We start from the raw sequence: 22,948 nt of genomic DNA, 5'->3' as shown, positions 1-22,948 counted from the left end.
AAAGATTTAATAATGGAATTGTTAGATAAGTTTTTAGAGTATTTGTCTTTAGAGAAAAAATATTCTCCACATACTATTACAGCATATAAAAAAGATATCTGTGATTTTTTTGACTTCTTAAAGATCGAGTATCATGAGACTAACCCTTGTGTGGTAGAATACGTTTATATAAGGGCATGGGTAATTCAATTAAACGTCTCTGGAATAGTAAATAGGTCTATCAATAGAAAAATAACAGCTTTAAAAAGTTTCTATAGTTACTTGCAAAAAATAGAAATGATAGTTAAAAATCCACTATCTAGTCAAAAAAGTTTAAAAGTTTCAAAAAAAGTAATGGTTCCGTTTTCAGAAAAAGAAATAGAAGAAACTTTAATAATGCAAGATGATGTGTATACGGATTTTGAGCAATTAAGAAATAAATTAATTATACATCTATTGTATGCTACAGGTATGAGGCAGGCTGAATTGATAGAGTTGAAAATTCAAGATGTTGATTTTGAAAAAGGTACTGTAAAAGTTTTAGGAAAGAGAAATAAAGAGAGGGAAATCCCACTTTATAATAATGTTTTAGAGGAATTAAAAATATATTTAGAACAAAGAGATGGTATGGAAGTTGCAATTTCAAACTTGTTTATAACCAAACGAGGAGGAAAATTGTATGGAGCTCTTGTTTATCGAATTATTAATTCCTATTTTAGTAAGGTCTCGACTAAGGAAAAAAAGAGTCCCCATGTATTAAGGCATTCTTATGCTACGGATTTAATAAACAACGGAGCAGATTTGAATTCAGTTAAAGAGTTACTAGGGCACTCAAGTTTAGCGGCAACTCAAGTCTATACTCATAATAGTTTGGATAAGTTAAAACAAGTTTATAACCAAGCACACCCTAGAAGTGCGAAAAAAAAATAAAGATATGAAAGTATATGTTCAGTCAGTAAATTTCAATGCCGATAAGGATTTGGTAGAGTTTGTAAACAAGAAAGTTGAAGGGTTAGAAAAGTTTCATGACAAGATTGTTGACGGAGAGGTGTTTCTAAAAGTGCAACAAACAAGTGAAAAAGAGAATAAAATAACGGAATTAAAACTGAATATTCCTGGACATGATTTAATGGTGAAGAAGGAATCTAAGACCTTTGAAGAGGGAATTAGTCTGTGTGCAGATGCCATGAAAAGACAGTTAATGAAGACTAAAGAAAAGGAAAGAGTCGTTCATCAATAAAAAAATGTAAAATAAATTTAAAATGTTTTGCATGATATCTAAAACTTTATAAATTTGCAGTCCGTTAAGATAGCGGGCTGTTTTTTTATGCAACTATCTAAAAGCCGATATAGCTCAGCTGGCTAGAGCAGCTGATTTGTAATCAGCAGGTCGTAGGTTCGAGTCCTATTATCGGCTCAAAAAAAAAGAAAGCGTTCTTTTAAATTATTGGATTGGTGAGATACTCAAGTGGCCAACGAGGGCGGACTGTAAATCCGCTGACTACGTCTTCGCAGGTTCGAATCCTGCTCTCACCACAAAAGGCTTAAATTTAGGTTTAAGTTCCTTCTGATGAAAATCAGTAAAATGCGAAAGTAGCTCAGTTGGTAGAGCGTCAGCCTTCCAAGCTGAATGTCGCCGGTTCGAACCCGGTCTTTCGCTCAAATTTAAATCCAAGCCGGTGTAGCTCAGTTGGTAGAGCGCATCCTTGGTAGGGATGAGGTCACCGGTTCAAATCCGGTCATTGGCTCAAATAGGATTGAAAAGTTTAAAATAAACACTAATATATAACTAAGAATTAAAATCAATAATCATGGCAAAAGCAACATTTGATCGTTCGAAACCGCACTTAAATATCGGTACAATCGGACACGTTGACCACGGTAAAACTACTTTAACAGCTGCTATTACTACTGTATTAGCTAATGCTGGTTTATCTGAATTGAGATCTTTTGACTCTATCGATAACGCTCCAGAGGAGAAAGAAAGAGGTATTACTATTAACACTTCTCACGTAGAGTACTCTACAGCTAACCGTCACTACGCTCACGTTGACTGTCCAGGTCACGCGGATTACGTAAAGAACATGGTAACTGGTGCTGCTCAAATGGATGGTGCTATATTAGTAGTTGCTGCAACTGATGGGCCAATGCCACAAACTCGTGAGCACATCTTATTAGGACGTCAGGTTGGTATTCCACGTATCGTTGTTTTCTTAAACAAAGTTGATATGGTTGATGATGAGGAGTTATTAGAGTTAGTAGACATGGAGGTTCGTGATTTATTATCTTTCTATGACTATGATGGAGATAATACTCCTGTAATTCAAGGATCTGCTTTAGGTGGATTGAACAATGAGCAAAAGTGGGTTGATTCTATTATGGAATTAATGGCTGCTGTTGATGCTTGGATTGAAGAGCCAGTTCGTGAGGTTGAGAAAGATTTCTTAATGCCTATTGAAGATGTATTCTCTATTACAGGACGTGGTACTGTAGCTACAGGACGTATTGAAACTGGAGTTGCTAACACAGGAGATACTGTTGATATTATCGGTATGGGAGCTGAGAAATTAGCTTCTACTATTACTGGAGTTGAAATGTTCCGTAAGATTTTAGATAGAGGTGAAGCTGGAGATAACGTAGGTATCTTATTAAGAGGTATTGCTAAAGAAGATATTAAGAGAGGAATGGTAATCTGTAAACCAGGTTCTGTAACTCCACACGATAAATTTAAAGCTGAGGTTTATATCTTGAAAAAAGAAGAAGGTGGACGTCATACTCCATTCCACAACAACTACCGTCCACAGTTTTACGTACGTACAACTGACGTAACAGGTACTATTAACTTACCTGATGGAGTTGAAATGGTAATGCCAGGTGATAACTTAACTATTACTGTTGATTTACATTCTCCAATTGCAATGAACGTAGGTTTACGTTTCGCTATCCGTGAAGGAGGTAGAACAGTTGGTGCTGGTCAGGTAACTGAAATTTTATAATCATAAGATTATATTTACTATATAAAGAGCTTGTTTAGAGCAGGCTCTTTTTTTACGGGCGTAGCTCAGTTGGTAGAGCACTGGTCTCCAAAACCAGGTGTCGGGAGTTCGAGTCTCTCCGCCCGTGCAAAATAAAAGGAATTATAATTTTTATAATTCCTTTTTTTAGCAAACAAGTTAAAAAAGGATATAAAGTTATTTACGTAATAAATAATTTTATATCTTTGCACGGCTTTTTAAGAAAATATTATGAATATTATTAATTACATAAAATCGTCATTTTCAGAGTTGAAAGACGAAATGACATGGATCTCTAAAGAAGAGGCTCAAAAATCTACAGTTGTTGTAGCTGTGTTTACAATTATATTTGCAATTGCAGTGTTTTTAGTAGATCAAGGGTTTCAAAAAACATTAGAAGGTTTTTTTAATATTATAAAGTAAAAGTAAATTATGGCTGATTCTGTAAAGAAATGGTATGTAGTAAGGGCTATTGGTGGTCAGGAAAACAAAGTGAAAAATTATATAGAAAATGAGATTTCACGTTTAGGTTTGTCTGATTATGTAGATCAGGTATTGGTGCCAACAGAAAAAGTTGTTCAAGTTCGTAACGGTAAAAAATCTACACGTGAACGTGTTTATTTTCCAGGTTACATCATGGTAGAGGCTAATTTAACAGGAGAAGTACCTCACGTTATAAAGGCAGTTACTGGTGTTATTGGTTTTTTGGGTGAAACTAAAGGAGGTGAGCCTGTACCAATGAGACAGAGTGAAATTAATAGAATGTTAGGTAAGGTTGATGAATTAACTGTTCAGCCAGATAACAACATCGCAATTCCTTATACAGTTGGAGAAACAGTAAAAGTAATTGATGGACCATTTAATGGTTTTGATGGTGTAATTGAAAATATTCACGAAGAAAAGAGAAAACTTGAAGTAATGGTTAAAATCTTTGGTCGTAAAACACCATTAGAACTAAACTATATGCAAGTTGATAAAATATCATAAATAAATAGAGTGTTACAAATTAATTTTGTGTTTGCTTCCAACTAATAGCACAAGGTTTAATTTAATTTTATATTAAAAATGGCAAAAGAAGTAAGTAAGATTGTAAAGTTACAGGTTAAGGGAGGACAAGCAAATCCTTCACCACCAGTAGGTCCTGCTTTAGGTGCTGCCGGGGTTAACATTATGGAGTTCTGTAAGCAATTTAATGCTAGAACTCAAGATAAACAAGGAAAGGTTTTACCAGTTGCAATTACTGTATATTCTGATAAATCTTTTGAGTTTATTGTTAAAACTCCTCCAGCTGCAGTTCAAATTTTAGAAGCTGCAAAACTTAAAAGCGGATCAGGAGAACCTAACCGTAAGAAAGTTGCAAGTATCTCTTGGGATCAAGTAAAAACGATTGCAGAAGATAAAATGCCTGACTTAAATGCATTTACTGTAGAGTCGGCAATGAAGATGGTTGCAGGTACTGCAAGATCTATGGGAGTAACGGTAAGCGGAGACGCTCCATTTTAATTGATAAACAAGAAAACATGGCAAAATTAACAAAAAAGCAAAAAGAAGCTCAAGCTAAGATTGACAGTTCTAAAGTTTATTCTTTGAATGAAGCATCTTCTTTAGTAAAAGAAATTACATTAGCTAATTTTGACGCATCTGTAGATGTTGCTATTCGTTTAGGAGTAGATCCTAGAAAAGCAAATCAAATGGTACGTGGAGTTGTAACATTACCTCACGGAACTGGAAAAGATGTAAAGGTATTAGCATTGGTTACACCAGACAAGGAAGCAGAAGCTAAAGAAGCGGGTGCAGACTATGTTGGTTTAGATGAGTACTTAGCAAAAATAAAAGCAGGTTGGACAGATGTTGATGTGATCATCACTATGCCAGCTGTAATGGGGAAATTAGGACCATTAGGACGTGTTTTAGGACCAAGAGGTTTAATGCCTAACCCTAAGACAGGAACTGTTACAATGGATGTTAAAAAAGCAGTAGCAGAAGTTAAAGCTGGTAAAATTGACTTTAAAGTTGATAAAACTGGTATTGTACACGCTGCAATCGGAAAAGTATCTTTCGATGCTGATAAGTTAACAGAAAATGCTAACGAATTAATTCAAACAATTATTAAGTTAAAGCCTACTGCGGCTAAAGGAACTTACATTAAGAGTGCTTTTATCTCTTCTACTCAGTCTCCTTCAGTTCAGTTAGACCTTAAATCGCTTTAATTAGCTGTTAAAACTCATAAACAATGACAAGAGAAGAAAAATTTCAAGTAATTGAAGATTTAACAAGCCAATTAGCGGAGAATACAGTAATCTATTTAGCCGATATATCAGGTTTAAATGCTACTGCAACTTCTAACTTAAGAAGAGCTTGTTTTAAAGCAGATATCCAATTATCTGTAGTTAAAAATACATTGCTAGAAAAAGCAATGGAAAAGTCTGACAAAGACTTTGGTGATTTACCATCAACTTTAAAAGGTAACACATCTGTGTTTTATTCTTCAGTAGCAAATGCTCCTGCAAAAGTAATTCAAGATTTCTTAAAGAAATCTAAAGGTGAGAAACCATTGTTGAAAGGAGCTTACATAGCTGAAGAAGTATATGTAGGAGCTGATCAATTACCTGCTTTAGTAGCAATTAAATCTAAAGAAGAAGTTATTGGTGATATCATCACTATCTTACAGTCTCCTATTAAAAACGTTGTTTCAGCGTTGACTAATGAGGAACGTACAGACAGAGCTGCTGAGGCTGTAGAAGCATCAGCAGAATAATTAGCGCACAAATAAATTATAATACACCACGTTTTTTAAACGTACAAACAGAATCAAAATGGCAGAATTAAAAGATTTCGCAGAACAATTAGTTAACTTAACAGTTAAAGAAGTAAATGAATTAGCTACTATCTTAAAAGATGAGTACGGTATTGAGCCAGCTGCTGCAGTAGTAGTAGGAGGTGGAGCTGCTGCTGGTGGAGACGCTGCAGAAGCACAAACTGAATTTGATGTAGTTTTAAAAGAAGCTGGAGCATCTAAATTAAAAGTAGTTAAAGCTGTTAAAGAATTAACTGGATTAGGATTAAAAGAAGCTAAGGAATTAGTTGATGGAACTCCATCTAACATTAAAGAAGGAATTTCTAAAGAAGAAGCAGAAGGAATTAAAGCTTCTTTAGAAGAAGTTGGAGCTGTAGTTGAGTTAAAGTAATCTTTACCCTACAAAACCTTATAGGTTTAGGTCTTTCCCATACGGGTTAGACCTAAACCATTTTTTGCGTTTAAATAGTTCCTATTTATCGCAAGTCAAAAAAAGCTTAAAAAGAAAATAGAATTATTAATTCACCTAAATTTTTTCACCTTTGGCAACGAAAAATAATACAAGAGTTAACTTTGCTTCAGCCAAACTAAGTACAGAATATCCGGACTTTTTAGATATTCAGATCAAGTCTTTCCAAGACTTTTTCCAGTTGAAAACTAAGGCTGACGAAAGAAGCGATGAAGGTTTGTATAAAACCTTTATGGACAATTTTCCAATTACTGACACACGTAACAACTTTGTGTTAGAATTTTTAGACTATTTTGTAGATCCACCAAGATACTCAATTGAAGAGTGTATTGAGCGTGGTTTGACTTATAGTTTACCATTAAAGGCAAGATTGAAATTGTACTGTACGGATCCTGAACATGAGGATTTTGAAACAATTGTGCAAGACGTGTACTTAGGTACAGTTCCTTACATGACCAATTCTGGTACATTTATTATTAACGGTGCTGAGCGTGTTATCGTTTCTCAGTTGCACCGTTCTCCAGGGGTATTCTTTGGACAATCTTTCCATGCAAACGGTACAAAATTATATTCAGCAAGAGTAATTCCTTTTAAAGGATCTTGGATTGAATTTGCTACCGATATCAATCAAGTAATGTATGCTTATATTGATAGAAAGAAAAAATTACCTGTTACTACTTTATTCCGTGCGATTGGATTTGAAAGAGATAAGGACATTTTAGAAATATTTAACCTTGCAGAAGAGGTTAAAGTTTCTAAGTCTGGATTAAAGAAAGTATTAGGAAGAAAATTAGCTGCTCGTGTATTAAGAACTTGGTTTGAGGACTTCGTTGATGAGGATACTGGAGAAGTTGTATCTATTGAAAGAAACGAAATTGTTTTTGATCGTGATACTATTTTAGATAAAGAACATATTGATGAGATTGTTGATACAGGAGTAAAAACAATTTTATTACACAAAGAAGATAATGAGAGTGGTGATTATGCAATCATCCACAACACATTACAAAAGGATCCTACCAACTCTGAAAAGGAGGCAGTAGAGCATATCTATAGACAATTACGTAATGCTGAGCCGCCAGATGAGGAAACTGCAAGAGGAATTATTGAAAAATTATTCTTCTCTGAGCAACGTTACAACTTAGGTGAAGTAGGACGTTTTAGAATGAACAAGAAGTTAGGGCTTAACGAATCTTTAGATGAGAAAGTTTTAACTAAAAATGATATTATCACTATTATCAAGAATTTAATTGAGTTGGTTAACTCAAAAGCAGAAATTGATGATATTGACCACTTATCTAACAGACGTGTGCGTACAGTAGGTGAACAATTAGCAGCTCAATTTGGAGTTGGATTGTCTCGTATGGCTCGTACTATTAGAGAAAGAATGAATGTACGTGATAACGAAGTGTTTACACCGATTGACTTAATTAACGCGAAGACTTTATCTTCTGTTATTAATTCTTTCTTTGGAACCAACCAGTTGTCTCAGTTCATGGACCAAACAAACCCATTAGCAGAGATTACGCACAAACGTAGGTTATCAGCTTTAGGACCTGGAGGTTTATCTAGAGAAAGAGCAGGATTTGAGGTTCGTGACGTTCATTATACTCACTACGGTCGTTTATGTCCAATTGAAACTCCTGAAGGTCCAAACATTGGATTGATTTCATCTTTAGCTGTATATGCAAAAGTGAACAATTTAGGTTTTATTGAAACTGCATATCACAAGGTAGATAACGGAAAAGTAAACATTGTTGATGCACCAACTTATTTAAGTGCTGAGGAGGAAGAAGGAATGAAATTTGCCCAATCAAATATTGCAATAGCAGATGATGGACAGATAGACTTGGATAAAGTTATTGCTCGTGAAGAGGCTGATTATCCTGTTGTAACTCCTGAAGATATTGACTATATGGATGTATCTCCAAACCAGATTGCATCTATTTCTGCTTCGTTAATTCCTTTCTTAGAACATGATGATGCCAACCGTGCATTGATGGGATCTAACATGATGAGACAAGCAGTACCTTTATTACGTCCTGAAGCTCCTATTGTAGGAACAGGTTTAGAGCGTAGAGTTGCAAAAGATTCAAGAATCTTAATCAACGCAGAAGGAACAGGAGAGGTGATTTATGTTGATGCAAATAAAATTACCATTCGTTACGAAAGAACTGAGGAAGAAGCTTCTGTAAGTTTTGATTCTAACGAAATTACTTACGACTTAATCAAGTTTAGAAAAACCAACCAAGGAACTTCTATTAACTTAAAGCCAATTGTTAAAGTTGGAGATACTGTTGAAGAAGGACAAGTATTGTGTGAAGGATATGCTACTCAAAAAGGTGAATTGGCCTTAGGACGTAACATGAAAGTAGCCTTCATGCCTTGGCAAGGATACAACTTTGAGGATGCGATTGTGATTTCTGAAAAAGTGGTAAGAGAAGATATATTTACTTCTATTCATATTGATGAGTACTCTTTAGATGTAAGAGATACTAAATTAGGAGCAGAAGAATTGACCAATGATATTCCTAACGTTTCTGAAGAGGCTACTAAAGACTTAGATGAAAACGGAATGATTCGTATTGGAGCTGAAGTAAAGCCTGGTGATATTTTAATTGGAAAGATTACTCCAAAAGGAGAATCTGATCCAACACCAGAAGAAAAATTATTACGTGCGATCTTTGGAGACAAGGCAGGTGATGTAAAAGATGCTTCTTTAAAAGCTTCTCCATCATTAAGAGGAGTTGTAATTGGTAAAAAATTATTTAAGAAAGCAGTTAAAGATAAATCTAAGAGAGTTAGAGATAAGGAGCAAATTGAAGCTTTAGAAGCACAATTTACACATGACTTTGAATCACTAAAAGATACTTTAATAGACAAGTTGTTTACTTTAATATCAGGAAAAACATCTCAAGGTGTTCAGAATGATTTAGGAGAAGAAGTATTCCCTAAAGGGAAAAAGTACACTTTAAAAATGTTAAATTCTGTTACAGATTTTACACATTTAACTAAAGGAGCTTGGACTACAGATGATAGCTTAAATGATTTGGTTGCTGAATTGATTCACAACTACAAAATAAAAGTTAGTGATTTACAAGGAGCACTTAGACGTAAGAAATTTGCCATTACAATTGGAGATGAATTACCAGCAGGTGTTTTAAAATTAGCTAAGATTTATATTGCTAAGAAACGTAAGCTAAAAGTAGGAGATAAGATGGCAGGACGTCACGGTAACAAAGGTATTGTTGCTCGTATTGTTCGTCAAGAAGAAATGCCTTTCTTAGAAGATGGAACACCAGTTGATATTGTATTGAATCCATTAGGGGTACCCTCTCGTATGAACATTGGACAGATTTATGAAACTGTATTAGGATGGGCAGGACAAAAATTAGGTCAAACATATGCAACACCAATTTTTGATGGAGCTAAGTTAGACCAAATTAACGCCTTAACAGACGAAGCAGGAATTCCAAGATTTGGACATACTTACTTATACGACGGAGGAACTGGAGAACGTTTTGACCAACCAGCAACTGTAGGTATTATCTACATGATTAAGTTAGGTCACATGATTGATGATAAGATGCACGCACGTTCTATTGGACCATACTCTTTAATTACTCAACAGCCATTAGGAGGTAAAGCTCAATTTGGAGGTCAGCGTTTTGGAGAGATGGAGGTATGGGCATTAGAAGCCTATGGAGCATCTAGTATCTTACGTGAAATTTTAACAGTAAAATCTGATGATGTTATTGGTAGAGCGAAAACATACGAAGCAATCGTAAAAGGAGAACCGATGCCAGAACCAGGTTTACCAGAATCTTTCAACGTATTAATGCACGAATTGAAAGGTTTAGGATTAGACGTAAGATTAGAAGAATAGTTGTTAAGTACAAAGTACAAAGTATAGAGTACAAAGTAAAAAGTATAAAGTAAAAGAGTATAGAGTATTGAGTTGATAACATTTGGTTTAAGTAGCATAGCTACTGTGCTTAATACTCTGTACTAATTACTAGATACTAAAAAACAAAAGATCATGGCAAGAAATAACGATAAAAACCCTACACAAAAGAAATTTGAAAAAATTTCTATTGGTTTGGCATCACCAGAGTCTATTTTAGAGGCTTCTCACGGTGAAGTATTGAAACCAGAAACAATTAACTACCGTACACATAAACCAGAAAGAGATGGTTTATTTTGTGAGCGAATTTTTGGACCTATCAAAGACTTTGAATGTGCTTGTGGTAAGTACAAAAGAATTCGTTACAAGGGTATTGTATGTGATCGTTGTGGTGTAGAGGTTACAGAAAAGAAAGTACGTAGAGATAGAGTTGGACACATCAACTTAGTTGTGCCTATTGCTCACATTTGGTACTTTAGATCATTACCTAACAAAATGGGATACCTTTTAGGGTTACCATCTAAAAAGTTAGATATGATTATTTACTACGAGAGATACGTGGTAATACAACCAGGAAATGCAACTCAATTAGATGGAACTCCATTACAAAAAATGGATTTCTTAACAGAAGAGGAGTATTTAGATATTTTAGAAACTGTTCCTTTGGAAAATAGATATTTGGATGATGATGATCCAAATAAATTTATTGCCAAAATGGGAGCTGAGTGTTTGATAGAGTTATTAGATCGTATAGATTTAGAAACTTTATCTTATGAATTAAGACACAAAGCAAATACAGAAACGTCTAAGCAACGTAAAACAGAGGCTTTAAAGCGTTTGAATGTTGTAGAAGCTTTCCGCGAATCTCAAAAGAACAGAGACAACAATCCATCGTGGATGATTTTAAAGGCTATTCCGGTGATTCCACCAGAATTACGTCCTTTGGTGCCATTAGATGGAGGTCGTTTTGCAACTTCTGATTTAAATGATTTATACCGTAGAGTAATCATCCGTAACAACCGTTTAAAACGTTTGGTAGAAATTCAGGCTCCTGAAGTTATTTTACGTAACGAAAAACGTATGTTACAAGAATCTGTAGATTCATTATTTGATAACACTCGTAAATCATCAGCAGTAAAAACAGAATCTAACAGACCATTAAAATCTTTATCAGATTCATTAAAAGGTAAACAAGGACGTTTCCGTCAAAACTTACTAGGTAAGCGTGTGGATTATTCTGCTCGTTCGGTAATTGTTGTTGGACCTACCATGAAATTGTCTGAATGTGGATTGCCAAAAGATATGGCCGCTGAATTATACAAACCATTTATCATCCGTAAGTTGATTGAGCGTGGAGTTGTTAAAACAGTGAAATCTGCTAAGAAAATAATAGATAAAAAAGAGCCTGTAGTTTGGGATATCTTGGAAAATGTAATTAAAGGACACCCTGTTTTATTAAACCGTGCCCCTACGTTACACCGTTTAGGTATTCAAGCTTTCCAACCTAAATTAATTGAAGGAAAAGCAATTCAGTTACATCCATTAGTATGTTCGGCATTTAACGCCGATTTTGATGGGGATCAAATGGCGGTTCACTTGCCATTAGGTCCAGAAGCTATTTTAGAAGCTCAAATGTTATTGTTAGGATCTCATTCTATCTTAAACCCTGCAAACGGAGCTCCTATTACCGTACCATCTCAGGATATGGTATTAGGTCTTTACTACATGACCAAATTACGTGTTACCGATGAAAAGTACACTGTAAAAGGTCAAGGGTTGACTTTTTATTCTCCAGAAGAAGTAACTATTGCTTTTAATGAAAAAGCGATAGACTTAAATGCGGGAATTAAAGTAAGAACGCAAGATGTTGATGAAAACGGAAATCAAGTTACAAGAATTATAGAAACTACTGTAGGTAGAGTATTGTTTAATGAACATGTACCAGCTGCAGCAGGATATATAAATGAAGTATTAACTAAGAAATCTTTACGTGGAATTATTGCAAAAGTCTTAAAAGCGACTGATATACCTACAACTGGAGAGTTCTTAGATAATATTAAAGATATGGGATTCAAATTTGCCTTTAGAGGTGGGTTGTCATTCTCATTAGGGGATATTATTATTCCTGCTGAAAAGAAGCAAATGATTGCTGATGCCAATGTTGAAGTGGATGTAATTATCCAAAACTATAACATGGGTATGTTAACAAACAAAGAGCGTTATAATCAGGTAATTGATATTTGGGGATCTACAAACAACCAATTGACAGAATTGTCTATGAAACGTTTGAGAGAAGATCAACAAGGGTTTAACTCGGTATTTATGATGCTTGATTCTGGAGCCCGTGGTTCTAAGGAGCAAATTCGTCAGTTAACAGGTATGCGTGGATTGATGGCAAAACCTAAAAAATCTACATCATCAGGAGGAGAGATTATTGAAAACCCAATTTTATCTAACTTTAAGGAAGGTTTATCAATTTTAGAATACTTTATCTCTACGCACGGTGCACGTAAAGGTCTTGCCGATACAGCATTAAAAACAGCCGATGCAGGATATTTAACACGTCGTTTAGTTGATGTTGCACAAGATGTAATTATTAACGAATTTGATTGTGGTACTTTAAGAGGATTAGAAGTATCTGCTTTAAAGAAAAATGATGAAATTGTAGAAGCTTTACATGAGCGTATTGTAGGACGTGTTGCATTACATGATGTTAAAGACCCTGTAAACCACGAAGTATTGGTAACTGCAGGATCTGAAATTACTGAAGAATTAGCTACTGTAATTGAAGAATCTGGATTAGATAGTGTTGAAGTGCGCTCTGCATTAACATGTGAATCTAAGAGAGGTATTTGTTCTAAGTGTTATGGACAATCAATGTCTACACGTAATATGGTTCAAATAGGAGAATCTGTTGGAGTTATTGCTGCACAGTCTATTGGAGAGCCTGGTACACAGTTAACATTACGTACATTCCACGTAGGAGGGGTAGCCGGAAACATTTCTGAAGATAACAAAATGATTGCTAAGTTTAGTGGTAAATTGGTTATTGATGACTTGGTAACAGTACCTGGTAAAAACCCACAAGGGGAACCAGTTGAGATTGTAATTTCTCGTACAGCTGAGGCTAAGATTTTAGATGATAAAATAGGAACAGTATTAAGTAATACTGTAATTCCTTATGGATCTTATATATTTGTTAATGGTCAATCAACTATTAATAAGGGTGATGCTATTTGTCAATGGGATCCATTTAACGGAGTTATTGTTTCTGAATTTGCAGGTAAAATTGCCTTTGAAGATTTAGAGCAAGGTATTAACTACTCTGTAGAAATTGATGAACAAACAGGTTTCCAAGAAAAAGTAATTATTGAATCTAAAGACAAGAAGAAAATTCCTGCATTATTGATTCAAGATCTTTATGGAAATACTTTAAGATCATACTCTCTACCTTTAGGAGCTCACTTAATGGTAAGCAATGGAGAAGAGATTGAAACAGGTAAAACGTTGGTTAAGATTCCTCGTAAGTCAGGTAAGGCTGGGGATATTACAGGAGGTTTACCACGTGTAACAGAATTATTTGAAGCACGTAACCCATCTAACCCAGCTGTAGTTGCTGAAACTGATGGTGTGGTATCTTTTGGTAAAATTAAGCGTGGTAACCGTGAAATTATTGTAGAGTCTAAGTTTGGAGATATTAAGAAATACTTAATTAAGTTATCTAACCAAATTTTAGTACAAGAGAATGATTATGTAAAAGCGGGTATGCCTTTATCTGATGGTTCTGTAACTCCAGAAGATATCTTGAGAATTCAAGGACCTTCTAAAGTACAAGAGTACATTGTAAATGAAATTCAAGAAGTATATCGTTTACAAGGGGTAAGAATTAACGATAAGCATTACGAGGTTGTAGTACGTCAAATGATGCGTAAAGTTAGAATTATAGATTCTGGTGATACTTTATTCTTAGAGAATTCATTAGTGCATAAGAATGACTTTATTGAAAAGAATGATGAGATCTATGGTATGAAAGTGGTTGAAGATGCAGGAGCATCTGATACATTCAAAGCTGGTCAAATTATTACTGCTCGTCAATTAAGAGATGAAAATTCTAGATTGAAGCGTGAAGATAAAGCTGAAGTAGTAGCAAGAGATGCTAAACCGGCAACGGCAGAGCAAATATTACAAGGTATTACTAGAGCTTCTCTACAAACTAAGTCGTTTATTTCTGCAGCATCGTTCCAGGAAACTACAAAAGTGTTAAATGAAGCGGCTGTAAGTGGTAAAGTAGATTACTTAGAAGGATTAAAAGAAAATGTTATTGTTGGTAAAAAGATTCCTGCAGGAACAGGTATGAGAGTTTACAACAATGTAATAGTTGGTCCTAAAGAGGAAATTGAAGAAAGTTTTGAAGCATAGTCTTTAAACTATATAATGATAAAGAAAACGGATTCCATTTGGAATCCGTTTTTTTTGCTCTATAAATGTCTTATTTTAGTCCTCAATAAAACATTATATAATCATGGAAGAAAAAAATAAAGAAGGAAACATTAATATAGAATTAACACCAGAAATAGCTGAAGGTACATATTCAAACTTGGCCATAATTAACCATTCAAACTCTGAATTTGTGGTTGACTTTGTAAATATTATGCCAGGTGTACCCAAAGCAAAAGTAAAATCAAGAATAGTGTTAACACCACAACATGCAAAACGCTTGGCAAAAGCATTGATAGATAATATCAATCGTTTTGAAGCTCAAGTAGGAGAAATTAAGGAATTTGAACAACAAGACTTTCCTATAAATTTTGGACCTGTTGGAGAGGCTTAGAATTATTTGTTTTGGTATCATCCTTTTTTTAACGGGGGAAAGTTATGCTCAGAAAACAGCAGAAACAATTGGAGATATTACTTTGTATACATCACCTTTAGTGGTTTTAGGAGCTGCAATTAAGGAAAAAGACAAAGAAGGATTGTATATGTACGCTAAAGGTTTTGCTCTTAATGTGGTTGTAACAATGTCGTTAAAAGAAATTACTCATAAAGAAAGACCCAATGGAGAGGATTTTAAATCCTTTCCTTCAGGTCATACTTCAGCAACTTTTCAAGCAGCTTCATATTTACAAAAAAGATATGGGTGGGATTATGGTGTCCCTGCATATGTTTTGGCTAGTTTTACTGGTTTTAGTAGGGTATATGCTAAGAAACATTATGTTGAAGATGTATTGGCAGGAGCTGCCTTTGGAATTCTATCTTCTTATATTTTTACTGATAAACTTCAACAATCAAACACTAGTTTTTCTTTTGATAAACAAGGAGAAAATTTTTATTTGAGTTATAGTTATAGGTTTTAAAGTAAAAATCTCAATGTTGTGAAACATTGAGATTTATTGAATTACTACTATTATTTATTAAAGGTTGTTAATTTACCACTAACTCTTATTTTTTTATGTAAGGTGTCTTTTGAGTTGTTGGGTTGATGTCCACCAACAGCAATTGTAAACCATCCTGGTTCAATTACTCGATTGCCTTTTTTATTAATTATAGAAAGTTGTCTAGGAGAAATGTTAAAATATACAGTTTTGGTTTCTCCTTTTTTTAAGTGAATACGCTCAAAACCTTCTAATTGTCTGATGGGTCTAGGTGTGGAGGCTTTTTCGTCTGTAATGTATAATTGTATAACTTCATCTCCATCAAATTTTCCTGTATTGGTAACGTCAACACTTAATTGTATAGTATCCTTTGGATTTGTTTTTTTAGGTAATTTTAAATTACTGTATTTAAAAGTGGTGTAACTTAAACCATAACCGAATGGATATAAGGGTTTTTCTTTAAAATATCTATAGGTACGACCTTTCATGTTGTAGTTTTCAAAAGGAGGAAGTTGATCTACAGATTTATAGTAAGTAATAGGTAATCGACCAGCAGGATTGTAATCACCAAAAAGGACATCAGCAATAGCATTTCCTCCCTGTTGACCAGGATATCCAGCAGTTAAAATTGCAGGAACATTTTTAGATGCCCAATTTATGGAAAGTGCACTTCCGTTTATTAATACTAGTACTACAGGCTTTCCAGTGTTAACGATTGTTTGCATTAAGTTTTTTTGATTAGCAGGTAAATCTAGACTTGTTCTATCACCTCCTTCAAAGCCCTCTGCTTTAACTTTCATTTCTTCTCCTTCTAAGCGTTCATTAAGACCAAGAACTAAAACAACAGCATCAGATTGTTGAGCAACATTGATTGCTTTATTTAATAAATTATTTTCTGGTGGAGCCCACAATAGCTTAGCCGTTGCATCTCCGTAATAATTTTGGTATTTAACTTCAATTTTATATTTTTTACCTACTTCTAAATTAATTTTTTGAGGACGTATTCTTGCATGATGTTTGTTTTTACCTCCTGTAGCTTTTTTATTGTCAATAGCAACTGTCATGTAGGGTTTAGACCATTCTGTAATTTCATATGTTCCTGTTTTAGGAACGGTTATATAACCAGACCATTTAACACTGTAATTTCCCATTTTTAAACGCGGATCAGGAGTGTTAATATCCCAGTTGAAGTTAACTTGATCATCAGTACGGGTAAAAAGAGGTTTCCCTTCCCAATCTTTATTGTTGAAATATTCTGCCGTTAAACCTTGTTTACCATTTTCTGTTTGAAAGTAAATAGACGGAATTACTTGCATGGCAGGAACTCCTTTTGCAAGTTGTGTTCCTTGAGCATAAAGAACATTGGTGTTTGGAGTAAGTTTGTTTTTAATACCTTGTAAAATAGTTACAGGATGGCTTGGGTTTCCACTATAATTACCCCATAAAGATTGTACATCATTTGCATTAGGACCTATAATGGCAATGTTTTTTAGTTCTTTGGATAAAGGCAGTAATTGAGCTTCGTTTTTTAGTAAGACGATACTTTCTTGTGATGCTTTTCTAGCCAAACGATTATGAGCATTATGATTGTTCACTGAAAAAGGAATTTGTGCATATGGAACTTTTTCTACTGGGTCGAACATTCCTAATTTAAAACGAGCTGTGAATAATCTTTTAACGGCAATATCAATGTCAAACTCATCAACTAAGTTTCTATCCACTGCCTCTTTTAAATTTTCATAGGTTCTACCACAATTTAAATCTAACCCTGTTTTCACAGCCAAAGCCGATGCACTTGCTGCATCATTGGTTATTTTATGATATTTCCAAATGTCTGCTACAGCACCACAATCAGAAACTATATAACCTTGAAATCCCCATTTGTTACGAAGGATATCAAATAAAAAAGGACTAGCGCTTGCAGACTCTCCTCTAAAGCGATTGTACGCTCCCATTACAGAATACACCTTACCTTGTTTTACTAATGTTCTAAAGGCGGGTAGATAGGTTTCGTATAAATCTATATCATTTGTATTTGCATTAAATTCATGACGAGAAGGTTCTGGACCAGAATGTACAGCAAAATGCTTTGCAGTTGCAATTACTTTTAAATACTTGTTGTTGTTACCTTGTAGTCCCTTAACGTACTGCAATCCTAATTGACTAGTTAAATATGGATCTTCTCCGTAAGTTTCATGACCTCTACCCCAACGAGGGTCTCTAAAGATGTTAATGTTAGGAGACCAAAAGGTTAAACCTTGGTACATACCATGTTGTCCTCTTCTTAAATATTCGTGATGTTTAGCACGAGCTTCATTTGAAATTACATTTGCTACTTCGTACATTAATTGTTTGTTCCAAGAAGCTGCAATAGAAATAGATTGTGGAAAAACAGTAGCGTATCCAGCTCTAGCTACACCATGCAAAGATTCATTCCACCAATTGTATTCAGGAATATCCAAACGCTTAATGGCAGGGGAAGCATCCATTAATTGACTTATTTTTTCGTCTAAAGTCATTCTAGATACCAAATCATTTACTCTTTTATCTATAGGTAGATTTATGTTTTTATATGGGAGAGGGGTTTGGGCATGTATACTTATATTTAGTAATAAGATAAGTTGTAAAATGTAGAAATGTTTTTTTTTCATTGTATAGTATAAGATTAAAAAATAATTGAGTTTAGAACAAGATATGAAATACCTCTAAAGAGCTGTACTAAACAAAACTATATGAAAGTCTGTTGAGTAATAGGGATAAATAACTATTATTTATTGATGTTTTGATTAAAAATATGATTAGTTTTTGGTATATGTGTATTTTAGGCTAGGGGTATAATGCTATTTGTATAGGGGTATTTGATTAATGATTAGGTGTGTCTTGAAGAAAGATGTAGCTTTTAGGTAACTTCGTTTTCCATCAAAAAATAATAATTTTAAAGAAACTATGAGACAAAAGTTTGAAGTGTTTTTGGGATGTTTTATAGTGATGTTTACTCATTTATTGTGGGGGCAACCTTCAGGGGTGATAAAACATTTTTCTCATGATCAAAATTTAAGTCAATCAAGAATTTTAGATATCCAACAAGACAATGAAGGTTTTATATGGTTGGCTACGTTTAATGGTTTAATTCGTTATGACGGTAGTGATTTTAGAAACTTTAAAGTTATTAGAAGTGACTCACTACAATTAAAATCAAATAGAGTTTTTTATTTTGAAATAGATAAGAATCAAAAAATATGGATTCGATCAGAAAATAATGAAATTTATTTTTTTGACATTAAAAACTTCACTTTTCATTCTCCTTTAGAAAAAAGCAATATACAAAACACCTCAGTACTTAAAGATTTTAAGATACTACCTTCGGGTAAAGTGTGGTTAATACCAGAGCATAAAAACTTTCTTTACTTGTATGGGGTTAAAGGAGAATTACAAAAAATTGACTTAACTGAAGTAGCATTAAAAAGTGAAGATGTTATTGATTTTTATGAAGATGATTTTGGGAAAATATGGTTGTTAACAACCTCGGGAATTTGTAGGCTTGATGGGGATAAAATAATAGGTGATTTTTATTTTTTTAATAAACAGGAAACAAATAATTCCTCTTATTTGTTTTCATCAGTAATGGAAACAAAGCAAGAAATTTGGTTTGGAGGAGCTCAAGGAAAAATAGTTAGATACGCTAAAAAAAGTAAAACTTTTTTAGACTTTAATATTAATATTAAAGGTAATATTGTTAGGATAGAACCCATTACAGCTCAAAAAATATTAATTTTTACAAAAGATCATGGTGTTTATTTTTATAATGTTTTAACCGAAAAATTACAGTCTTTCCATCATGGAAATACTCCTAGATTTCCAGCAGGTGAAATTACTTATATGGGAGTAACCAATAAAAATGAATTATGGTTTGAGGCGGTTGATACAGGGGTGTATCAGTTAAATCTTCAGAAAGAGAAAATTAGTCATTTAAAAGCTCTTTCTTTAGATGCTTCTACGTATAATACCCATAGAAAATCTTTTTTGTTAACAGCACCTAATGGAACCGTATGGATACAACCACACGATGGAGCTTTGAGTTATTGGAATCCTGTAACCAATCAACTCTCTTCAATAGCAGCTTGTATGAAAGGAAATACCGAAGAAGTTTCTGATGTGATGTACACTGCTATGTTTGATGCTTTAGGGAATTTGTGGTTTTGTTCTTTTAAACAGGGTTTAGATTTATTAGTGTTTAATAATACTTTTACCAAATTAGATTTAGATCAGCAAGATGTTGAAAAAAAATTTAATGTACGTAGCATTATGCAAGATGCTAATAAGACATTATGGGTAGCTAGTAGGTCTAAAAAAATAACCCTATTAGATGAACGTAAAAATGTAATAGGAGTTTTAGGAACCAATGGAAAAGTGGGAGAAAATAGCTCTGATTGGGGTGCAGATGTTTATCATATGATGCAAGATACAAATGGCAATGTATGGATAGGGACTAGAGGAAATGGTTTGTTTTGTTTGCAACCAACAAAACAACAATATCATTATAAAGTAAAACATTACAAAGCTACGAGTAAAAAATACAGCATTAGTTCAAACCATATTTATAATATTTTTCAAGCATCAAATGGTGTTGTTTACGTAGCTACTTGGGGAGGAGGTATTAATATTGTTGAGAAAGAAGGAAGCAAACATAAATTTATTCATTATAACAATGAATTAAAAAAATATCCAATAAGTTCAGCAGATAGAGTAAGAACTATTGTTGAAGATAAAGAGGGCACCATTTTTTTTATTACTCCATATGAATTGTATTCATTTCCATCAAAAAAGAAAGAAAATAAACAATTAGAGTTTACTAAATACCCTCAAGTATTAGGAAGTGATATTATTGATGCATTGGTAACAGCCGACAATAAATTGGCTTTGGCAACAAATGGTAGGGGGGTATTGTTGGTAGATATTAAAGAAAAAGAACAGGTTGATATTTATTGTCCTTTAGAAGAAATGATAGATTTTCCTATAGAAGGAATTATGGCTATAGAACAAGATCATAAAGGAAATCTTTGGATGATGGGGGAAAATCAAGTTGTAAGATATCACGCTACAAAAAAAGAAGTAGAAACTTTTCCAGAGCTAAAATCAATTATAGGAACAGATATTATTTCTGAAGCATCAAAGTGTAGGTTGCAAAATGGAGAAATTGTGATAGGATATTCTAATGGAGTTATTTGTTTTAATCCTACAACAATGAAACCCCTAGATTTTAAGCCACACTTATCAATCTCTAATTTTACGATAAATAATAAAAAGTTACAAGATGTAAATAATCAGATTCAAAAAAATCCTGATATGTTACAAGAGATTACGTTAAATCACGATCAAAACTTTTTTAGAATTCATTTATCTGCTCTAGATTTTATTAAGAATGAAAATATAGTTTATAGATATAAGTTAGAAGGTGTTGAAGAACAATGGAATTATTTTAAAGGAGCACAATCAATCAATTATACCAATTTAAGCAAAGGAAAGTATCAACTTTTACTATCATCAACCAATAGTCATAATTTATGGGTTGATAATGAAAGGCGTTTACAAATTACCATTTTACCATCTGTATGGAATACAAGAATTGCATATTTATGTTATGTACTAATAGCAGTTGTTTTGTTTGTGTTAATACAACGTACCATAGTTACCATTTTAAAACTGAGGAACGATGTGCATATGGAAAAACAAATGGCAGAACTTAAATTAAAGTTTTTTACAGATATTTCTCATGAAATTAGAACACCACTTACTATGATTACTGCTCCTGTAGAAAAAATGATTGCCGATGAGGAGGTTTCAGTATCCGTAAAAAAACAATTAAAAGTAATTGAAAGGAATAGTAATAGACTGTTGAATTTAGTGAATCAAATTCTAGATTTGAGAAGAATTCAAAATAGAAAACTAGATATAAGGGAAGTTGATTTGAATGATTTTGTATTCATTATTTGTGAAAACTTTAAGGAGTTAAGTATAAAGCGTAAAATTGGGGTGTCTTTTAATATTCCATCTAACAAAACAATTGTTTGGGCAGATATAGATGGTTTAGATAAAATATTAGTAAACCTTATGTCTAATGCATTTAAATATTGTAGAGAAGGAGATCAAATAGAAGTTGTCTTAGCAGAAACAGAAAAGAATGTAATCTTAAAAATTATAGATAATGGACCAGGGATTAGTAACGAGGTTCAAAAAAGATTATTTATGCGTTTTTCTAACTATAATATCAATCCAAGTAACCCTAGTACAGGTATAGGTTTGTCTATAGTTAAAGGGTTGGTTGATAAACATGGAGCAAGTATATCAGTACAAAGTGAATTAGGAAAAGGAACCTGTTTTGAATTACATTTTATAAAAGGATATGAACACTACAATGAAGACGTTGATATTGTATTTAAAAATGTTGATGAAGAAGTTGTAGATACATTATTAATAGAAGAAAAGGAGATTGATGATGAAATAGAAAAAAACAACGCTAAAAAGGTAGGAGTAGTTGTAGAAGATGATAAGGAGCTAAGAGCTTTTATGGTGGCTGTTTTAGATAAAGATTACTTAATTTATGAAGCTGAAAATGGATTAGATGGTTATCATAAAATAAAAGAAAAGATACCAGATTTTGTGGTAAGTGATATTATGATGCCTAAAATGGATGGAATTGAACTTTTAAAAATAATTAGAGATCACCCTGAAACAAGTCATCTCCCTTTTATTTTGCTGAGTGCCAAAACATCTATAGAAAGTAGATTAGAAGGAATGGAATATGGGGCAGATGAGTATTTAACAAAACCTTTTAATGTTAGTTATTTAAGAGCAAGGGTAAAGAATATTTTAGAGCAAAGGAAAAGACTTCAAAAACTTTATTCTAGTGGGAATATTCAGGCAACTATAACTTCAAAAGAAACACAACAAATATCTAATCAAGATCATCAGTTTATGTTAGATGTTATAAAATTGGTTGAGGAGCATATTATGAAAACCGATTTTTCTGTAGAAGAATTAGGAAGTTTAATGAACATGTCTAGAGCCAGCTTTTTTAATAAATTAAAAGCTTTAAGTGGAGTATCTCCAGTTAAGTTTATCAGAAATATGAGACTGAAGAAAGCTGCTGAATTAATTGTGAATGAAGATTTATTAATTAAAGAAGTTTGTTTTCAAGTAGGTTTTAACGATTTAAAATATTTTGGAAAATGTTTTAAAGCGACTTATAACTGTACTCCTGCAGAATATAGAAATTTACAAAGGAATAAAAACTAGTTTCTGTTCTTAAACTTATTTATCAAAACATACAAAAACTATTTTGTATGTTTTTTTATGGAATATAATTAGGATGTTATTTTTTTAATAGATGTGGTGTTTTTTTAATATAAATAT

15 protein-coding genes and 5 tRNA genes are annotated in these 22,948 nt (G+C 33.3%); 19 read left to right on the top strand and 1 reads right to left on the bottom strand.

Going from position 1 to position 22,948, the window contains the following annotated elements; translation table 11 throughout:
- The first annotated feature begins 12 nt into the window (after nt 1–12).
- From ACXGQT_RS06880 to ACXGQT_RS06795, 18 genes are all read left to right on the top strand, one after another.
- Nucleotides 13–909 carry a tyrosine-type recombinase/integrase gene (locus tag ACXGQT_RS06880; protein WP_457830662.1) on the top strand — a complete coding sequence of 299 codons (897 nt, stop codon included), beginning with the start codon at nt 13–15 and terminating at the stop codon, nt 907–909.
- A gap of 4 nt (nt 910–913) precedes the next feature.
- Nucleotides 914–1,219: a ribosome hibernation-promoting factor, HPF/YfiA family gene (gene hpf / locus ACXGQT_RS06875; protein WP_457830661.1), complete on the top strand. Its 306-nt coding sequence runs from the start codon at nt 914–916 to the stop codon at nt 1,217–1,219.
- Nucleotides 1,220–1,322: 103 nt separating this feature from the next.
- Nucleotides 1,323–1,396: transfer RNA gene (locus ACXGQT_RS06870), tRNA-Thr, on the top strand.
- Nucleotides 1,397–1,433: 37 nt separating this feature from the next.
- Nucleotides 1,434–1,515: transfer RNA gene (locus tag ACXGQT_RS06865), tRNA-Tyr, on the top strand.
- Nucleotides 1,516–1,566: 51 nt separating this feature from the next.
- Nucleotides 1,567–1,639, top strand: a tRNA-Gly gene (locus ACXGQT_RS06860).
- Nucleotides 1,640–1,654: 15 nt separating this feature from the next.
- A tRNA-Thr gene (locus ACXGQT_RS06855) sits at nt 1,655–1,727 on the top strand.
- A 63-nt stretch (nt 1,728–1,790) separates the two neighbouring features.
- Nucleotides 1,791–2,975 carry an elongation factor Tu gene (gene tuf, locus ACXGQT_RS06850; RefSeq protein WP_457830660.1) on the top strand — a complete coding sequence of 395 codons (1,185 nt, stop codon included), beginning with the start codon at nt 1,791–1,793 and terminating at the stop codon, nt 2,973–2,975.
- Between the two features lie 54 nt (nt 2,976–3,029).
- A tRNA-Trp gene (locus ACXGQT_RS06845) sits at nt 3,030–3,102 on the top strand.
- 122 nt (nt 3,103–3,224) lie between these two features.
- Nucleotides 3,225–3,416 carry a preprotein translocase subunit SecE gene (gene secE / locus ACXGQT_RS06840; RefSeq protein ID WP_457830659.1) on the top strand — a complete coding sequence of 64 codons (192 nt, stop codon included), beginning with the start codon at nt 3,225–3,227 and terminating at the stop codon, nt 3,414–3,416.
- Between the two features lie 9 nt (nt 3,417–3,425).
- Nucleotides 3,426–3,980, top strand: a complete 555-nt coding sequence (gene nusG / locus ACXGQT_RS06835) for a transcription termination/antitermination protein NusG (protein WP_457830658.1) — start codon at nt 3,426–3,428, stop codon at nt 3,978–3,980.
- 78 nt (nt 3,981–4,058) lie between these two features.
- On the top strand, nt 4,059–4,496 hold the full coding sequence (gene rplK / locus ACXGQT_RS06830; protein ID WP_457830657.1) for a 50S ribosomal protein L11: 438 nt from the start codon (nt 4,059–4,061) through the stop codon (nt 4,494–4,496).
- Between the two features lie 17 nt (nt 4,497–4,513).
- On the top strand, nt 4,514–5,203 hold the full coding sequence (rplA, locus tag ACXGQT_RS06825) for a 50S ribosomal protein L1 (RefSeq protein ID WP_457830656.1): 690 nt from the start codon (nt 4,514–4,516) through the stop codon (nt 5,201–5,203).
- A gap of 23 nt (nt 5,204–5,226) precedes the next feature.
- A complete protein-coding gene (gene rplJ, locus ACXGQT_RS06820; protein ID WP_457830655.1) occupies nt 5,227–5,751 on the top strand; it encodes a 50S ribosomal protein L10 in 525 nt (174 codons plus the stop codon).
- A gap of 58 nt (nt 5,752–5,809) precedes the next feature.
- On the top strand, nt 5,810–6,181 hold the full coding sequence (rplL, locus tag ACXGQT_RS06815) for a 50S ribosomal protein L7/L12 (protein WP_457830654.1): 372 nt from the start codon (nt 5,810–5,812) through the stop codon (nt 6,179–6,181).
- Between the two features lie 151 nt (nt 6,182–6,332).
- Entirely contained in the window at nt 6,333–10,145 is a 3,813-nt protein-coding gene (gene rpoB, locus ACXGQT_RS06810; RefSeq protein WP_457830653.1) for a DNA-directed RNA polymerase subunit beta, read from the top strand.
- Between the two features lie 153 nt (nt 10,146–10,298).
- On the top strand, nt 10,299–14,582 hold the full coding sequence (rpoC, locus tag ACXGQT_RS06805; RefSeq protein ID WP_457830652.1) for a DNA-directed RNA polymerase subunit beta': 4,284 nt from the start codon (nt 10,299–10,301) through the stop codon (nt 14,580–14,582).
- 103 nt (nt 14,583–14,685) lie between these two features.
- Nucleotides 14,686–14,994, top strand: a complete 309-nt coding sequence (locus ACXGQT_RS06800) for a DUF3467 domain-containing protein (protein ID WP_457830651.1) — start codon at nt 14,686–14,688, stop codon at nt 14,992–14,994.
- Nucleotides 14,981–15,517 carry a phosphatase PAP2 family protein gene (locus ACXGQT_RS06795; protein ID WP_457830650.1) on the top strand — a complete coding sequence of 179 codons (537 nt, stop codon included), beginning with the start codon at nt 14,981–14,983 and terminating at the stop codon, nt 15,515–15,517. Before ACXGQT_RS06800 ends, ACXGQT_RS06795 begins: the two co-directional genes overlap by 14 nt.
- Nucleotides 15,518–15,567: 50 nt before the next feature.
- Here ACXGQT_RS06795 and ACXGQT_RS06790 read toward each other — a convergent pair whose 3' ends face one another.
- Complete coding sequence (locus tag ACXGQT_RS06790; RefSeq protein WP_457830649.1) at nt 15,568–18,186, bottom strand: glycoside hydrolase family 3 C-terminal domain-containing protein; 2,619 nt, start codon at nt 18,184–18,186, stop codon at nt 15,568–15,570.
- Between the two features lie 295 nt (nt 18,187–18,481).
- On the opposite strand from ACXGQT_RS06790, the gene ACXGQT_RS06785 reads away from it, so the two are divergent.
- Nucleotides 18,482–22,831, top strand: coding sequence for a two-component regulator propeller domain-containing protein (locus ACXGQT_RS06785; RefSeq protein WP_457830648.1), 4,350 nt, complete (start codon nt 18,482–18,484; stop codon nt 22,829–22,831).
- Nucleotides 22,832–22,948 lie beyond the last annotated feature (117 nt).

Source organism: Wenyingzhuangia sp. IMCC45467 (assembly GCF_054111205.1).
Note: the sequence above shows the minus strand (reverse complement) of the source record. Positions and strands in the feature narration are given on the sequence as shown.

Coding starts and splice junctions, on each gene's coding strand:
- ACXGQT_RS06880 (WP_457830662.1), top strand. CDS start 13: ATGGAATTGTTAGATAAGTTTTTAGAGTATTTGTCTTTAGAGAAAAAA.
- hpf (WP_457830661.1), top strand. CDS start 914: ATGAAAGTATATGTTCAGTCAGTAAATTTCAATGCCGATAAGGATTTG.
- tuf (WP_457830660.1), top strand. CDS start 1,791: ATGGCAAAAGCAACATTTGATCGTTCGAAACCGCACTTAAATATCGGT.
- secE (WP_457830659.1), top strand. CDS start 3,225: ATGAATATTATTAATTACATAAAATCGTCATTTTCAGAGTTGAAAGAC.
- nusG (WP_457830658.1), top strand. CDS start 3,426: ATGGCTGATTCTGTAAAGAAATGGTATGTAGTAAGGGCTATTGGTGGT.
- rplK (WP_457830657.1), top strand. CDS start 4,059: ATGGCAAAAGAAGTAAGTAAGATTGTAAAGTTACAGGTTAAGGGAGGA.
- rplA (WP_457830656.1), top strand. CDS start 4,514: ATGGCAAAATTAACAAAAAAGCAAAAAGAAGCTCAAGCTAAGATTGAC.
- rplJ (WP_457830655.1), top strand. CDS start 5,227: ATGACAAGAGAAGAAAAATTTCAAGTAATTGAAGATTTAACAAGCCAA.
- rplL (WP_457830654.1), top strand. CDS start 5,810: ATGGCAGAATTAAAAGATTTCGCAGAACAATTAGTTAACTTAACAGTT.
- rpoC (WP_457830652.1), top strand. CDS start 10,299: ATGGCAAGAAATAACGATAAAAACCCTACACAAAAGAAATTTGAAAAA.
- ACXGQT_RS06800 (WP_457830651.1), top strand. CDS start 14,686: ATGGAAGAAAAAAATAAAGAAGGAAACATTAATATAGAATTAACACCA.
- ACXGQT_RS06790 (WP_457830649.1), bottom strand. CDS start 18,186: ATGAAAAAAAAACATTTCTACATTTTACAACTTATCTTATTACTAAAT.
- ACXGQT_RS06785 (WP_457830648.1), top strand. CDS start 18,482: ATGAGACAAAAGTTTGAAGTGTTTTTGGGATGTTTTATAGTGATGTTT.